This is a genomic window from Paenibacillus nicotianae (assembly GCF_042681745.1).
GTDB lineage: Bacteria > Bacillota > Bacilli > Paenibacillales > Paenibacillaceae > Saccharibacillus > Saccharibacillus nicotianae.
In genome coordinates this window covers 977,323-993,733 of record NZ_JBHUGF010000010.1, presented here as the reverse complement: position 1 = coordinate 993,733, position 16,411 = coordinate 977,323, and the positions used below count along the sequence as shown (strand labels likewise).

At 37.8% G+C, this 16,411-nt stretch carries 16 protein-coding genes; 5 read left to right on the top strand and 11 right to left on the bottom strand.

What is annotated here, in order from left to right:
* Nucleotides 1–36: 36 nt before the first annotated feature.
* From opp4B to ACFSGI_RS08590, 5 genes are all read right to left on the bottom strand, one after another.
* Nucleotides 37–1,005 (bottom strand): oligopeptide ABC transporter permease, encoded by a 969-nt coding sequence (gene opp4B / locus ACFSGI_RS08610; RefSeq protein ID WP_204823729.1) that lies wholly within the window; start codon nucleotides 1,003–1,005, stop codon nucleotides 37–39.
* A 15-nt stretch (nucleotides 1,006–1,020) separates the two neighbouring features.
* The gene (locus ACFSGI_RS08605) at nucleotides 1,021–1,947 is read right to left on the bottom strand and encodes an ABC transporter ATP-binding protein (protein ID WP_204823728.1); all 927 of its coding nucleotides are present in this window, start codon (nucleotides 1,945–1,947) and stop codon (nucleotides 1,021–1,023) included.
* Nucleotides 1,925–2,965, bottom strand: coding sequence for an ABC transporter ATP-binding protein (locus ACFSGI_RS08600; RefSeq protein WP_204823727.1), 1,041 nt, complete (start codon nucleotides 2,963–2,965; stop codon nucleotides 1,925–1,927). The genes ACFSGI_RS08605 and ACFSGI_RS08600 overlap by 23 nt, the downstream gene beginning before the upstream one ends.
* Before the next feature lie 192 nt (nucleotides 2,966–3,157).
* Nucleotides 3,158–4,132: an aromatic acid exporter family protein gene (locus ACFSGI_RS08595; protein WP_204823726.1), complete on the bottom strand. Its 975-nt coding sequence runs from the start codon at nucleotides 4,130–4,132 to the stop codon at nucleotides 3,158–3,160.
* A 197-nt stretch (nucleotides 4,133–4,329) separates the two neighbouring features.
* The gene (locus tag ACFSGI_RS08590; RefSeq protein WP_204823725.1) at nucleotides 4,330–5,862 is read right to left on the bottom strand and encodes a carboxypeptidase M32; all 1,533 of its coding nucleotides are present in this window, start codon (nucleotides 5,860–5,862) and stop codon (nucleotides 4,330–4,332) included.
* 243 nt (nucleotides 5,863–6,105) lie between these two features.
* On the opposite strand from ACFSGI_RS08590, the gene ACFSGI_RS08585 reads away from it, so the two are divergent.
* The 5 genes from ACFSGI_RS08585 (at nucleotide 6,106) to ACFSGI_RS08565 (ending at nucleotide 8,786) form a co-directional block, all read left to right on the top strand.
* Complete coding sequence (locus tag ACFSGI_RS08585; RefSeq protein WP_204823724.1) at nucleotides 6,106–6,444, top strand: iron-sulfur cluster biosynthesis family protein; 339 nt, start codon at nucleotides 6,106–6,108, stop codon at nucleotides 6,442–6,444.
* A gap of 41 nt (nucleotides 6,445–6,485) precedes the next feature.
* Nucleotides 6,486–7,070 carry a beta-class carbonic anhydrase gene (locus ACFSGI_RS08580; RefSeq protein ID WP_204823723.1) on the top strand — a complete coding sequence of 195 codons (585 nt, stop codon included), beginning with the start codon at nucleotides 6,486–6,488 and terminating at the stop codon, nucleotides 7,068–7,070.
* Between the two features lie 293 nt (nucleotides 7,071–7,363).
* Nucleotides 7,364–7,924, top strand: coding sequence for a PadR family transcriptional regulator (locus tag ACFSGI_RS08575; protein WP_204823722.1), 561 nt, complete (start codon nucleotides 7,364–7,366; stop codon nucleotides 7,922–7,924).
* A 131-nt stretch (nucleotides 7,925–8,055) separates the two neighbouring features.
* Nucleotides 8,056–8,490 (top strand): hypothetical protein, encoded by a 435-nt coding sequence (locus tag ACFSGI_RS08570; RefSeq protein ID WP_204823721.1) that lies wholly within the window; start codon nucleotides 8,056–8,058, stop codon nucleotides 8,488–8,490.
* Between the two features lie 5 nt (nucleotides 8,491–8,495).
* Nucleotides 8,496–8,786 (top strand): DUF2653 family protein, encoded by a 291-nt coding sequence (locus tag ACFSGI_RS08565; RefSeq protein WP_204823720.1) that lies wholly within the window; start codon nucleotides 8,496–8,498, stop codon nucleotides 8,784–8,786.
* Nucleotides 8,787–8,846: 60 nt separating this feature from the next.
* Here ACFSGI_RS08565 and ACFSGI_RS08560 read toward each other — a convergent pair whose 3' ends face one another.
* The 6 genes from ACFSGI_RS08560 to ACFSGI_RS08535 form a co-directional block, all read right to left on the bottom strand.
* A complete protein-coding gene (locus ACFSGI_RS08560; protein ID WP_204823719.1) occupies nucleotides 8,847–9,881 on the bottom strand; it encodes a dienelactone hydrolase family protein in 1,035 nt (344 codons plus the stop codon).
* Between the two features lie 179 nt (nucleotides 9,882–10,060).
* Nucleotides 10,061–12,118, bottom strand: a complete 2,058-nt coding sequence (locus ACFSGI_RS08555; protein WP_204823718.1) for an HD domain-containing phosphohydrolase — start codon at nucleotides 12,116–12,118, stop codon at nucleotides 10,061–10,063.
* Nucleotides 12,118–12,429: an STAS domain-containing protein gene (locus ACFSGI_RS08550; RefSeq protein ID WP_204823717.1), complete on the bottom strand. Its 312-nt coding sequence runs from the start codon at nucleotides 12,427–12,429 to the stop codon at nucleotides 12,118–12,120. The genes ACFSGI_RS08555 and ACFSGI_RS08550 overlap by 1 nt, the downstream gene beginning before the upstream one ends.
* A gap of 14 nt (nucleotides 12,430–12,443) precedes the next feature.
* The gene (locus ACFSGI_RS08545) at nucleotides 12,444–14,504 is read right to left on the bottom strand and encodes a flagellar assembly protein A (protein WP_204823716.1); all 2,061 of its coding nucleotides are present in this window, start codon (nucleotides 14,502–14,504) and stop codon (nucleotides 12,444–12,446) included.
* 24 nt (nucleotides 14,505–14,528) lie between these two features.
* On the bottom strand, nucleotides 14,529–15,659 hold the full coding sequence (locus ACFSGI_RS08540; RefSeq protein ID WP_379282954.1) for a PP2C family protein-serine/threonine phosphatase: 1,131 nt from the start codon (nucleotides 15,657–15,659) through the stop codon (nucleotides 14,529–14,531).
* 199 nt (nucleotides 15,660–15,858) lie between these two features.
* On the bottom strand, nucleotides 15,859–16,398 hold the full coding sequence (locus ACFSGI_RS08535) for an RDD family protein (RefSeq protein ID WP_379282952.1): 540 nt from the start codon (nucleotides 16,396–16,398) through the stop codon (nucleotides 15,859–15,861).
* Nucleotides 16,399–16,411 lie beyond the last annotated feature (13 nt).

Below are 16,411 nucleotides of genomic sequence, written 5' to 3'. Positions count from 1 at the left end.
TGATAGTACATGCCAGATGTATTGTTTTGCTTGAAGTTAGCCTATCCGAATACGTGGATCAACCCAACTCAAAATGATATCCGACAACAATGTACCGATAAGAGCAAGTAAGCCGGAAAGCATAACCAATATGGTAACTACAGAATAATCACGCTGTGTAATTGATTGTAAAAATAGCTGTCCTAATCCTGGATAACCAAAAATAGATTCAATAAATAGGTTACCTGCTAATACTCCTGTTAAGTCATAACCAAGAAATGCAGCAATAGGAAGTAAGGAGTTACGCAAAATATGTTTTGAATATACTTTGGATTCTGGAACACCTTTCGAACGAGCTGTTTTCACAAAATCTTTAAGTCTAGTATCGATAACTTCATTACGAAGGTATTGAATAGTTGCTGTAGTACTGACTAACGCTCCTGCAATAGCAGGTAAAATCAAGTGATAAAACTTATTCGCATAGTAGGAACCCGATCCCGGATCTATACCTACATCTACACTACCACTTGTTGGAAACCATCCAAGCTGGAAGCCAAAAACGAATAGAATTAACAGTGCAAAAATAAATAACGGTGTTGCAAAACTGAGATACGTATATCCTGTAATCGTTTTGTCTAATAAACTATTCTGATAGCGTCCACTCAAAATACCTAGCGGAATCGAGATTAGATACGTTAATACTAGAATTGCTACACCAAGGTAAAAGGTATTCGCCAAGCGACTGCCAATCAAATCGGCAACGCCTATTTTATGTACATATGACTTTCCCAGATCCCCTTGTACTAGATTGCCTATCCAACGCCCATATTGTTGCCATGCTGGATCATTTAGACCTAATTTCTCCCGTTGTTCTGCTAATACTTGTGGACTGACATTCGGATTCGCTTGCATGGCACCCGTTAAAGCATCGCCGGGCATTGCTTTAGCTAAGAGGAAGATCAGCACGCTCAGTACGAACAATTGGGGAATCATGATCAGAATGCGGCGAAGCGTAAATTTCCACATAATTTAATTTCCCCCTTATGGTAATGCGACTTGATGTGACGAGCTGATCGACTTCAATGCCAATGGCTTGCCCTCTGGGTCTAGTAGATTATTCAAATCTTGTTGATATGAAGATAAAATATGTTGACGTGCTTGTGTGCTTGCCTGACGCTGAGCAGGATCGATATTTGGAATAGCTGATATCAATCGCTTCGTATATATATGTTGTGGATTTTCATAAATATCTTCTGTATTGCCCTGCTCTACCAATCGACCACGATACATAATTCCGATCTCATCACACATATGACGAACAATGCCCAGATCATGACTTATAAATAAATACGTAAGATTGAACTCTTTTTGAATTTCTTTCATAAAGTTAAGTACTTGAGCTTGAACCGATACATCCAGTGCAGATACAGGTTCGTCTGCAATGATCAGCTTAGGATTTAGTGTTAATGCTCTTGCAATCCCGATCCGTTGACGCTGTCCACCGGAAAATTCATGTGGATATTTAAATGCCGCTTCTGGATTTAGCCCTACTTTTTCAAGCAAATCCTGCACACGTCTACGTTCTTCTTCTTTGGTTAAGTTCTCAAAATTACGCAATGGTTCTGCAATAATATCCAGTACGCGTTTTCTACCATTCAACGAAGAATACGGATCCTGAAAAATCATTTGAATATCGCGTCGTAATGAATGTTGATTTTTGTGAGCAATTTTGGTTAAGTCTTGCCCTTCAAATGTTACATTTCCATCTGTTATTTTATTAAGTCCGATAATTGCGCGTCCTGTTGTTGTTTTGCCACATCCAGATTCACCGACAAGCCCGTAAGTTTTACCTGCTTCGATTTGAATCGATAGACCATCTACTGCTTTGACATGACTGACAACACGCTGGAAAAAGCCACCACGAATCGGATAATGTACTTTTAAGTTATTGAGTTCCAGCAATGCCATTCAACACAATCTCCTTTCCATCTTCTACTTCATCTTCAAAATGAAAATTCTGGTAGCATGTACAACGTACCCAATGCTTGGGAGCCACTTCGTTCAGCTCAGGATGTTCTGCATGAGCAGTCTGTGGAATCCATGGAATACGTTCTGAGAAGCGACAGGAACCACGAGGAATATTCTGTAATGAAGGTACACGACCATCAATTACGTGTAAGCTCTCCTGCCCTACATTTGCTCCCGGCATCGAAGCCAATAGTGAGCGGGTGTACGGATGTTTGGGATTGTTGAATAACTCATTTACATCAGCAATTTCTACAATTTCGCCTGCATACATTACGACAACACGATCTGCCATTTCAGCAACAACACCAAGATCATGAGTGATCAGTACAATACCTGCGTCATTTTCGGCTTGCAATTGCTTCAATAAATCCAAAATTTGAGATTGAATCGTTACATCTAGAGCTGTTGTTGGTTCGTCAGCAATAATCAATGAAGGGCGACATGCAATCGCGATCGCTATCATAATCCGCTGTCTCATTCCACCAGATAACTCATGTGGATATTGGGCATACACCCTCGTTGGATCAACAATGTTCACATTTTCCAATAATTCGATAACACGCTTTGTTTTTTCTTTTCGAGATAATGGCGTATGATAATCAAGATTTTCCTCGATTTGTTTGCCGATTGTCATCAAAGGATTCAATGCTGTTAATGGGTCCTGAAAAATCATACCGATTTCGGAACCACGAATTTTGTTCATCTGTCCAGGTGACAATTTGTTCAAATCCTGCCCTTTAAAAAGCAGTTCACCTTCAATACGCGTATTTTTGCTATCATGAAGTCGTGTCAGAGAAAGTGCCAAGGCACTTTTGCCACAACCCGATTCACCTACAATAGCCAAAACTTCGTTTTTGTTGATCGTTAAGTTCAGTTGATCGACAGCAGGATAATACTCATCTTTGATACGAAAAGCTACTGTCAGGTCTCTGATTTCCAATACCGATTCTGTGTTCAAAATTTGGGTTGCCTCCTCGCTTCAAACTTTAACGCAATGTAAACATTTCTTGTTAATTGTTATCATTTTATATTTATAATCTTCCAAAGGTCAATAAAATTTAACTTTTTTCCAAATTGGTGAAAAGAATTTAGCATAAAAGCTATCATAACGTGTGACGATATAGATAGCTTCTATGATTAAACTTATATTCTATTTTACCTTATTATCCATACCTAGCAAGGGGTTACGCAATTTATCACGTTTGGATATTTTTAGGTATTGACCCAATTCTCTGCATAATTGCAAGATAGCGGAACGCATTTCAAATTCTTCTCGCGTTACTGGTAAATCCATATTTTTAAAATCTTCTTCCAGCGCTAATAATAGACTTTCAGTCTTGCCTGTATAATATGGCGTCTTCACATCTCTTGATAATTGTTCAAACATTTCGGCTGCTGCATCTGCTTGAGGCATTTTACGATACACCTGAGCAACCAGTTGCATCATATTCTGAACCGAATCTAAATGTTGTTTTCGCATATAGAAATATACTGTCCAAGATTCATCGGTATGCAACATCTGATTTTCCAGTTCACGCTTCGATTCTGTTAGTCCCTGCTCTACTTTGGTATATGCTTCAATAACTTCTTTACCATCCCAGGCAAACGAAGGACTTCGTAGCGTTTTGGCTATTTGCTCACACATTTGAGACAACAGTTCATTGACTTCACTGCGAATCGCGTCAAGACGCTGATGAGGATTAGGCATATAGACCAGATTGACTATAGCTGCTGCACCAAGACCAATCAGTAGCAATTCAATCTCTACTAACATCGTATGAGCGGTCAAAGTCGCTCCGTTAAAAATATGCACAACCACTACAGAACTCGTTACAATGCCTGCACTAAAACCTGCTCGTGTGATCAATGGGAAAGCCACCAAAATATAAAGTGCAAATACCCAGTGATGAAAACCAAACAACGAAAATAATACAAAAGCACAAATCATTCCAATCAACGAAGCAAAAAAGCGAGCTGAAATCGTTTTAAGACTTCGTTTACGTGTAACATCAACTCCTAGTATAGCTAACAAAGCCGCTGACATCGCACTTGGAACGCCTAGCGTACTTGCTACAACTACTGCAAGTAATGCTGCAATAGCTGTTTTGATCACGCGAAAACCCATGCGTCTTTCTCTCCTTACTCCACTTCTTTTTCTCTATCTGTATTTTATAATGTTTATTACTCTTTTGGAGTATAGGTTTTATCCTACTTGATTTATAAGTATTCGACAATATCGTTTTGGTGCTAGATTTTACAATCTTTTCACAAAATAAAAGCTTTCACCTGTTTCGTAGTGACCACAGATGAAAGCTTTTTGTATTATGAATGAGTCGATTGCAGACGGTAGATCTCGTTATATTTTTCTTCCAAATAATCAGCAAGATAGTCCGGGTTTAACTCTTCACCGGTAATATTTTGAATCAATTCGGAAGGGGTGCGACTTTTACCGTATTTATAAATTTTATCGGTTAACCATTCTTTGATTGGCAATAGATTACCTTCAGCAATCCATTGTTCAAAATCAGGCAATTCTTTACGCATGGTATTAGTCATTTGCGCAGCATACATATTTCCTAGAGAATACGAAGCGAAATATCCAAAGTCTCCACCAGACCAATGCACATCTTGCAATACGCCTAACGAATCGTTTGGAGGCGTAATCCCTAAATACTCTTGATACTTGCTATTCCATACTTTAGGCAAGTCTTTTACATCTAGACCTTCGTTAAATAACATTTTTTCAATTTCGTAACGAATAATGATGTGTAAATTATACGTTAATTCATCTGCTTCAATACGAATCAATGTATTTTCTACACGGTTGGCTGCACGATAAAAAGTATCTAACGATACATCTTTAAGCTGCTCAGGGAATAGAGCCTGTAAATCACTGTAATAACGATCCCAGAATGAACGACTACGTCCTACTACATTTTCCCAGAAACGGGATTGAGATTCATGAATCCCCATCGATGTTCCTGTAGCAAGCGGAGTTCCTGCTAGATCATGTGAAATATTTTGCTCATACAATGCGTGTCCGCCTTCATGAAGAGAACTAAAAATCGCACTCATCACATCTTCAGGCATGTAATGCGTCGTAATACGTACATCGCCCGGATTCAGACCTGTAGCGAAAGGATGTACACTTTCATCCAAACGTCCTGCTTCAAAATCAAATCCCATTTCTTTCAGCAATAAATGACCGATCTTTTCCTGTTGACCGATATCATACTGTTGCTTCAAGAAATCGTTATCCGGTTGATGTTCTGATTGTTTGATTTTTTCAAGTAAAGGAACAAGACGTGATTTTAAGCGGTCAAATACCACATCTAATTTGGCTACTGTCAAATCAGGCTCGTACATATCTAACAATGTGTCATAACGCGTGTCTTTGACACCCCAATAATCAATAAAATCACGTTTCATAGCAACAATTTCACTAAGTAATGGCTCAAAGCCTTCAAAATCATCGTTATGTTTGGCTTCTTCCCATACCGTTTGTGCATGAGTCGTTAAGCTTGAATATTTTTGGATTTTTTCAGGTGGAATCTTTTCATTCAATTCATACTCTTTGCGAACATCTTGTACAATACGTTTGTCGTTATCTTTTAACTGTTCAAACACATCTGGACGTGAAAGGATTTCGATATAACCGCCCATTTCTTTCGATACAGACAGTTTGAAGTGTTCTGTCGCTAATACACCAATCGTATCGGCGCGTAGCTCTGCACCTTTACGTGGAGCTCCTGTGCGCAAGTCCCATCCCATTAGTGCAAGCGCTTCACCATAACTGCTAATTTTGCGAACCAATTGCCGAAATTGCGTTAATGTCTCTTGTACATATTGTTCCATAATAAGGTTCACCTCTCTGCTTACATCCATAACACTGGGTTATGATACGCAATATTGTTATTTTGTAAAAATACACCTCTTGATGATACGTTCTTCTAGTCGTATAATCAATGGTACACAATTAAATATTATAGACAACATTGATTCTATTGTGCTATATAGGCGGATTCATTGTCTATAAGAATACATTTAACCATTTTTGCTCATGTCATATTATAGATAACTTCTAAGGAGTGAATATCAATGGTAAAAGTAAATGTAACCCCTCAAGCAGAACAATATTTATCGCGCAAAATTGGTGACCAAAAAGCGGTCATTCGTATTTTCGTAGATAATGAAGACTGCGGATGTACAGGTGGTATTCCAGCCCTTCGTTTGATTGATGAGCCAGGCAAAAGAGATACAGTTGTTGAAAGTAATGCATTGTCACTCACGATGCACCAAAGTGGAGAATCTTATTTTGATGATGATGAACTCACACTATCAACAGACGATATCGGTTCTTCACTCAGACTTAGCAGTGCTTCTCAATATTATAGTAGAAGCATACGCGTTCTCGATGGACGCAAAGCATTGATCTAATTGTCTAATATTAATCTGTAAGATGACCAGGAGGATACTCAATGAACTCGATCACAACGATTATGCAACACAATCAGGAATTTGTGACTAGCAAAGAATATGAAGCTTATCTTTCTAGCCCTTTCCCTGAGAAAAAGTTGGTTATTTTGACTTGTATGGATACCCGTTTAACCGAATTATTGCCTAAAGCAATGAATATTCGTAACGGTGATGCCAAAATTCTAAAAAACGCAGGTGCTATTATTTCACAGCCATTTGGTAGTGTAATGCGTAGTATTCTTGTCGCTATTTATGAATTAAAAGCAGAAGAAGTGATCGTAGTGGGTCATCATGGATGCGGTATGGCTTCACTGAACTCAGATCATATGATTGAAAAAATTCACGAGCGCGGTATTGCACCCGAAGTGCTGACTACGCTTGAAAATTCAGGAATCAAACTGAAAAGATGGCTTCAAGGTTTTGATAATGAAAAAGAAGGCGTTATGCGCAGTGTAGATATTATCAAAAACCATCCTCTACTTCCTGCTAGTGTGCCTGTACATGGAATGATTATTGATCCAGCAACAGGACAATTGGAACTGCTGGTTAATGGTTATGATCAAGTCGAAGTGACTTCTAATCCATAATCAGTAAGCAGTATTGGCTAGTAAGCAGTATTGGCTGTAATAACGAAATGATAGGCTTCAAATATAGAAGACGTGGAGAGTATAGATCCACGTCTTTTTGCTTTTTATTTTTTGCCAAAGTATCGAAATATCACTCTAAGATTAAATTTGAACATTCTTTGTCTATCTTTTTTATATTTCAATAACTTTATATCAAATCGCTTGTGGCTTCCTTGCGAAAGCATACAGTTGTAGTGTACACTTTATCTTAAATCGGCCAAATGGCTGTTTTAAAAGATAGGAGAGAATGCCCTATGAACACGCTATCTTATGGTTTACTCGCTTTGCTTGCACGCAATAATTCGTCAGGTTACGACCTCATGCTCAAGATTCAACCGTTTTGGCAAGCAAAACATAGTCAAATTTATCCACTGTTGTCACGTATGGAAGAGCAACATTTGTTATCTGCAGAATGGATTCAGCAAACAGATAAACCGGACAAAAAGATTTATGCAATTACGCCACTCGGAGAACAACGTCTGAAAGAATGGATGCAACTTCCAGCAGGCGAACCGGTGAGTCGTGATGAACTTGTTCTCAAAGCATTTTGCTTATGGACAACTGATCGCGAAAACGCTATCTCATTGTTTGGTACACGGTCGATCTACTATCAAGAACGTATCCATTACTTTGAACAAGCGATTCACAAAATGCCTGAAGAAGTTCGTCAATTTGGTACACGCGATTTTGGATTGTACATTTTGCGTCAAAAAGGTTTAGCTACAGCTAAAGCGAATCTGGAATGGACGACATGGGTAATCGACATGCTCAAAAATTCAACAACCGAAAGTTCCTCACAACCTCAACATCAATGAACAGTTGATACTAAGCTAATGGTTCAAAATCGAGAGAATCAATATTAAACCATTTTGAAACCTAAGCAGATGTCATACGTATATTAACTATACTGTCATTGAAGACAACTACTAGGAGGATCATGAACACAATGAAAAAAATGCTGATGGTTTTTGTAGCATTCACATTATTCTTCACTTTATTTAGCGGCTTTGCTAATGATGCCGATGCACGACGTGGTGGCGGATTCAAATCTTCACCGAAGTCATACACAACAACACCTAAAAAATCTACAGATAGTAATAGCAGTACAATGAACAGCACGAACCGTACAAAAAATAACACAGCAGGTTCAACAGCTAATCGTGGATTTTTTAGCGGTGGTAGCTTTTTCAAAGGATTAATGATTGGTGGTCTAGCCGGTATGTTATTCGGTGGAATGTTCGGTAATATGGGAATGTTCGGAGACTTGTTAGGATTAGTTATTAACTTATTCGCCATTTATATTCTATTTATAGCGGCTCGTGGAATTTATCGTATGATTCGTCAACGTAAAAAATCCGCTGACCCGTACAATAGACGTTAATGCCTATGCGACTCAGTATGGATGAAATCAACAATGCAGTATGCTTGAATATCGCTGAACGCAAAGGACTGAAACCTACGGATGTAATAGTTCAACTTTCCTGGGAAGAAGATACCGGGTATACCGCAGAAGTATGGACAGAAGGACGAAGTCAGTATTTAGTCGAAAGTAATCTGAACGAAGCGATTTTACGTTATATGTTCAGTGAGTATAATTCACGAGTATTTAAAGAACAGGTAGAATTAGTCATCAATGATGATGAAGAAGAAATTCAAGCGATCATTCACGATAACTAATTGCTACACTCTTCATCTTATCGGTTCTATTTTCTAAAGCTTGCGATACAGACTATCCTTTCAGTCTATAATCGCAAGCTTTTTTTGTATCCAATCATAAGCATATCTTCCACTGATCTCATGAGCACCTTCAAATATATCGCTTGCAAATTGTTGTTCAGCATTATGCTGTTGATAGATTTGTTGTAGCTGTGATATAGCATTGTGAAAACCTTGTATAGGAAAAATAGGATCATGTCTCCCTGCTTCTACAAATAAAGGTCGTGGTGCTATCAGACCTATCCATTGTGGTAAATCTGCATGTAATGCCTGACCCGGAATATAGTTACAGATGCAATGATGAATCTGAAGAATGCTGTCCTGATATGTATTGGTAAATCCAGTTAGTACAGTGGCACGTATGCGCTGATCTAATGCCGCTGTAATATAAGCAATCAAAGCTCCACCTGAAAATCCCATAATTCCAATCCGCTCTGCATCCACTTCTGGCATATCGCTAAGAATATCGAGTACTCTAAGTATTTCATGCACTCTAAATCCCACCAATGTTTTACCCATTAGTAACATTCGGCTGGACAGAGAATCACATGAATTAGCTATATCTGCATTTCTAGCGATATCTTCTGACAATCGTCTTTCCCCAAATCCGATCACATCAGGAGCGATCGTTATCAATCCCCGGTTCACTAACTGGATAGCATAATGCTGATGGATACCCGGTGCATTCAGATCAGGTTCTCCATTCGGTAACAATCCTACAATCTCACGACTTCCATATCCATGACCATGAATAGCAATCACTGCCGGAGCAGGAGTAGTCATTTGTTTGGGAATTAACACATAAGCTGCAAAATAACTATACGGCGAAGCAGAACATTCTATCCGTTTGCGAATATAACTACCACAATCTACTGTTTCCAAAAGTTTGATTGAATGATCATCTGTGGTAGCAAATGTACCGATTAATTGTGGTAATAGGGCACGTAGCCCGGCTTGTTGGTTGATTCTATTGTGTTCAGAAGAATCTTTTGTATCGTTAGATAGTAACTCTGTAGACCATTGTTGTAGTAAACGATCTCCTTGCCATTGATTCATATCTGTTCCTCCTTCTCCAATTTCAAAAAATGCACACGTTATCATTTTATTGTATTCCCTCTTCTATTCCTTTATCCCTGCTTGATGTACGCGTTTATTTTGATATTTATTCTGTCTATGTAACATATACTAACCTAATCGATATAAAGCAAGTTAATGATAGTAGACAATACCTATCATTAACTTGCTTCTTCTAAAAGCATATCAAATTCTAACAAAATTGAAGTTCCTTTCGAACTGGTATGCACCATAATTCGATCGGCTGATGTATACATCAAAGCAAACCCTTTACCTAACGAACGCTTACTGCTATAACCAGAGATCAATATCATTTTAGGCAATTCATGGATCGGAATACCAGAACCTTGATCTGTAATATAAATTTGCAGTACGTTAGACTTACTGTACACCGACAATTTTCCATTTGCTGCATGTTTGATCAGATTGGTGACACCTTCCGATACAGCCAGCTTAATATGCATTAATTTTTTCGGTTGATTGATTTTTAACTCTTCCGGGATATATTCCATCACTAACGAACGCCCTGAAGATACATCGCTTTTAGTTATAATATCCATTTGAGCTAAAGGCAATCCCAAATGCTGTTCTATTTCTTGTTGCTCTAAGCAAATATCGATTTTACTTTTTGAAAGTGTTTCTATCACATCTTTATATGACCGCATAGTGCTCTGATGTAATTGTTCGCGGTATTCTAGCGCAGGTGTAATATCGGTTAATACGATCGCCACCCAGCTATTTTCAGGATAGAAATGGGCTTCAAATGTTTTGTTGTTGCTTTGGATCACTTCGTAAAAGTTCTCAGAAACCCGAAGTGCATGTTCAGCCAATATCGCTAATTGTTCTTTGAGATTAGTGTCTTCCATATCAAGCAAACTATCATTTCCTGTATATTTAAGCAATACTGTACCACCTGTAAATCCGCTCATTTCTTTATGCTCTTCAATTGATTGGACATCTACATGGATCAAATCGCTTTCTTGCAATAATGGCTTGGTAATAATCAATTCTCGTAAATGAGTAATCATTTCTAAAGTAATTGCTTGAATTAATTTGGGATCTAATACTTTACCTGAAAGTTGTTGTAATTGTCGTAATACTTCTCCGTCTTCTGCAAAACGATTAAGCAAATGTTCTAGCTGATTACATAATGCGATGATTCGAGATTCATAAGGGATATCGTTTCCTTTTAATCCTGCGGGGAATCCTTTTCCATCATAACGTTCATGATGATGAAGTATCCATTCTGCTGCTTTTTTATCGCCACTAATTGCCAAAATAATATTATAACTTTCTGTCGCATGCGATTGATATTCTTTTTCTTCTGTTAAAGAAAGCGCACCACGTTTTGTTAAAATGTCCATCGGTAATAATGATTTGCCAATATCATGCAAAGTGGTGTAGTTAATCAAATCTGTTCTTCTTTTTTTCGGATAAGCGAGTAGCTCTAGCATGTATTGACAAAGAATACCCGTATTTTTGCCATGTCCTTCATTTCGTTGTGAAATTCTTAATTCACTCAAGCGAATAAATTCTTCAGAAGACTTCATTCGAATCTGTAATTGACGGATATATCCATGCGATAAAAAAATAATCAGTAACAAAAACAGTAAAATGTAGACGGTCTCATACATGATATTTCCTAATGAAATATGTCTCAAAAAATGGGGAACAATAATCGTACACAATAAAACAGGTACAATAAGTTCTTTTAATTTAAGTACCATATCATTGAGAAAAGGAGTACCGATAATCGTAGTCGAAGCTCCGGCTACGAGCAACATATAGACCAGACTAAATACAAGCGCACCCAATCCTGCTCGTAGATACGTCGAAAATGGATCGAAAAACTCCATTACTTGATACGATAAATAAATACTGATCACACTTTTCCCTAATGCAGAGCACATTCGAAATAGATTCATTTGCCGAATATCAAAATTCTTTTTACGTGCATACGATACAATAGTACTGATTAGAATCCCTAAAATAGCAGGCCTATAACCAAAAGCAAGTGCAAGAATAAGAAATCCAACTAGACTTCCGCTATATTCCTCACCGCTTAGTAATCTGACCGGAAACAGATCGAGTAAAACGATAAGAAACAAAATAGGCGCAATCGTAAATAATACAATTGAATGCCATTCGCGGATCATATATACCATACTAGCCAATCCGACAAAGCTGAGTAATATGGTATAGCCGTTCTTTTCTTTCATTATCTAAAAATTTCCTTGCCTAGAATCTCATCCAGTTGAAGCAATTCAAAAACTTCCATAACCTCCGGTTGAGTCTGCTCAATATACACATTACGCCCTAACTCTTGTAACACTTGCACTAAACGGATAATAAGACCGATTCCTGAAGAGTCTACAAAAAATACTTTTTCTAAATTCAATACAATATTGGTATATGGTGATACAGCCGGCTCAATCTCATCTTCTAGTATATCTCCAGCATCAATATCAATATCACCTTCAAAATAAACCGTAGCTTGTAGCTCATCTATTATTATTTTATATGCAAACATGCTTGTTCACTCTCCTACCATACGAATTGGCGATCATGATTCAATCGTGCTTTGACATTCAGGGTATCTTCTTTGAAATGATGCATTTTGGAGCCGATCTGTAGAATCGTTCCGCCGAGTAATTTATCAACATAAATAACCGCATCTTCTTTAACTGTTAATTTGGTCGAATTACTACCTATCGTGCCTGCTTCTTGAATATGCATTCCTTTGGCAGCGTAATAATCTCCACCACGTAGAAATCCAGTCACTTCAAGTAACCCTGAGCAACGTAATTGTGTGTTATAACATCCTTTTTTCACTTGTACGGGGCCACCCGCAAGAATCTGACTATTCTGAATATAATGAAATTGTGCAAAAATATGATCCAATTGAGGCAAAACAACTCGGTCTAACAAATAAGCTGTTCGTTTGACAAATCGCTCCAAATCATTTGCTGTTCTGAAATGACTGATTGCCACATTCAAAAAACCATTTTTGATTTCTTTAATATATTTTTGCCATTCTTCATTGATCAATGCTTTGTGTTCTTCAGTGGTACGCAGAAATAATTGTAATTGTTGATGCAATTCTTTGAACCGTCCACGAAATAATACATCAAGCAGAGGAGCAAGCCCGTGTTGATCAATATCTGTAATTTTAAAAGCAGCAGCGCGATTTAATTGCTCTATCGCTGTAGTCAAAAACTCGGTCTGTTCTAAAATCACTTTCAATATCGGTTCTGCTTGACCATAAAACAGAAACAACTGTCCTACTGCTATTTCACTTCCGATTACATTAGCAGTGACTTTTAGCGACTGAGTTGCAACAATCTCCGCCATATTGACATTGCCTTTGATCTGAATATTCCCATCTGCTTCAACTTTCATCGTATCTTGCACCGTTCCACTAATATCAACATCACCTTGAAAATGAATATTTCCTGTTTGTAATGTAACATCTCCACGATGATCCAATTTGGGAATAATAGCAAGCTTGATATGACGACCCTGAGTAATAACTTCTGGCATTCCTGTACGGGTAGCGGTCACTTCTAATCCATCTTGAGACAATTGTATACCTTGCCCTGTTAGTAAAATAACACCGGTGACAGGAGGAGCAGGTACAGATTCTCCAAAAATATTCAATCCATTCGTACCGATAATCGGTGGATGAACGATACCTATCAAATCACCATCATCTACACAAGGAAACTCTTTGATTTCACGATAATCGATCGTTCCATTTTCACGCATTTTAGGCTGTACTTTACGTGTTTTGGTATCGACTTTAATCTCAAAGTGTCCATTTGTTCCTGCTACAGGCGGTTTTCCTTCTCCGATCAGAAATGTACCATTAACTGTAGTCATACAAGCATGTTTAATTTCATCATGATCCAAACCATAGATCACTTTTTGCTCAATCAATTGTTTGCGTACTGCTATCGGTTCGATAGGAATATACTGCTTCTCTTCTTCGGCTCTAAGCACCAATCTTAATGTCGGTTGCGCAGAAATAATTTTTCGGACAATTCGATAACCTACTTCGATATTCAAGTTGACCTTCATCGCTTTATCATCTATATGAAGATGCCATATAGGTTCTACGACTTTGTCTTCCACTTCATATCGTATAATATCGGTAGTAGCTAGCTTTACAGTTTCTCCTGCTATAATAGGCACATCATTAATCCAGAGGTACACATTGTCTGTTGTGCTAATACTGGGTTGCTGGTGCCCTTGTGAATGAAAATATATCATTCCTTCTTTTACCCATATTTTTCCTTCTGTTTCCTCTATAGAAGGTGAATCTAATGGTTGTTCAACATGTAAAGCTAGCATATTATTAATCGTTTCAGCTTCTGCTAATAATATAGGCAATGACTGCTCTGTATCATCAGCCGTCTGCTCGGTGATTTCTTCTGTTTTTAAAGTGACTTTGACGACTGCTTGTTTGGAATACAACCCTAACATGCCTTTGGCTTCACTTTCCATCACTTCAATACTGACTTGTTGCTTGGTTGCATCGAGTAAAGATAGTGCTTGTTCTACCGCTTCTTGTACTGTTTTGGCCCTAGCTATTACACTGCGCTCCATCAGGGTACCTCCTCTATCCCTTGCTTAGGGTAACTCGATCGAAATAATACAAACATCGTCTTTACGATGCTGAATCAAACGTTCTAACTTTACAACAAACGCTTCATTTTCTAAATAGTGTAGACTTTGAGCATAATGCTCTAGCTTTTCGATACCTGCATGAATAGAAACACCTGGCTTTTCGACTAATCCATCGGTATATAAAACAATTCGTGCAGGGGTATCATACGTAACTGTAGCCGTATCTAATTTCATATCATTTTGAATACCGATTGGTACTGTTGTGCCTGTCAATTGTGTAGGGTACTGGTCTTTGAGAAATAATAATCCTGGTGGATGCCCTGCATTAAAATACTCTATTTGTTTGGATTCCAGATCGATAAATAGATAGATTGCTGTAAAGTAAGCAGCTCGACGATTTTTACCAAATAATGCTCTCATTTTCTTATTTAATTCTTCGCACACGAGAAATGGTTCTTTGACCACGCCTACAATACCGTCCAGTAGTGAACGAATCGACATACTGATCAATGCCGCAGATATCCCATGACCAGACACATCGATTAGCAGTACACCACAATGCTGCGGATCGAACATTTTCCAATACAGCATATCGCCGGATACTTCTGTTGATTGAAGATAGCTACTATGCACTCGAATGCCAGGTTCATTGATCGGTGGACTCAGTACACTTCGTTGTAAATGCTTCGCCAATTGGAGTTCTTTGTGTACTTTTTCTTCACGAACTTTACGCGAATCCATTTCTTTTTTGAGTCGGATCGCTGATTGAACTCGTGCTAGCAGTTCATAATCAGGGCCGCCTTTTTCAATAAAATCCATACCGCCTGCATTAAATGCTTCTTTGAAATGAATCCGATCTGCGGTTAGAAAAATGATAGGCAAATCCTGATATACAGTACAACTCTTAATAATGCGACAGGCTTCTATCCCATCAATACCGGGCATCACAATATCCAGTAAAATCAAATCGATAGCTGCTGCTTTACGAGGAGAGAGCTGATCTCGAATACTAAGAATATCGAATGCTTCTTGAGCCGAAGAAGCGGTCTGTATATGCTTGTACCCTGCTGCATCAAGTACATTTTGCAAAAAGACAAGATTAAGTCTGGAGTCATCTACAATCAATATACTCATGATACTTCTCCTTCAGAGTAGGGTTATATGTTTATTTTCGTCAGTTTCTTCCATTTATGTGATAGTTAACGATTACAATTATATGTAGGAAGTAGTTGCATCAGGTAGTTTAAAATGATTTTAACCAAAAAAGCCTACTTTGCTTGCCACAAAGTAGACTTCTGAGAAAAATATAAATGATGATAGAACTGACTTATTTTTAGCTATTTTTATTCAAATTCAAAGGATATTCTGTCTGTGATTGTGGTTGATATTGCTGTTCATATAAATAATTATCAAGAGCTCGATTATTTACAATATACGTATCTGCAATCATATCATGAATGCCTTGCTTGTATTTTGTAAATCCAACTATGATATATCCTATACCCAGTGTGAGATTACATAATAATCTTAACCAATAACGTGCTACTGCTCGTCCAAAACCTATACGCTCCATAGAGCGATTGACCACTTTGATTCCAAGTATCATTTTACCTACAGTTGCCTGGTATTTAGACTTTTCAAATAATCCAAAATATAACCAAGTGGTTAGTCCTGATAATAATTGAAAAATGATAGGAAGTAACGAGCTTACAGATACTTCGCTTTCGAGTGAGTTGTCTGTTAAATGGATAATGCCAACAACGACTATACTTAAAATAAAGCTTATGATTAAATATGAAATACTAAGAATAACGACATCTATACCTATCGCTAAAAATCTTTTCCAAAATCCTGCATATAATATGGTAAACACTCCTCGATAATTT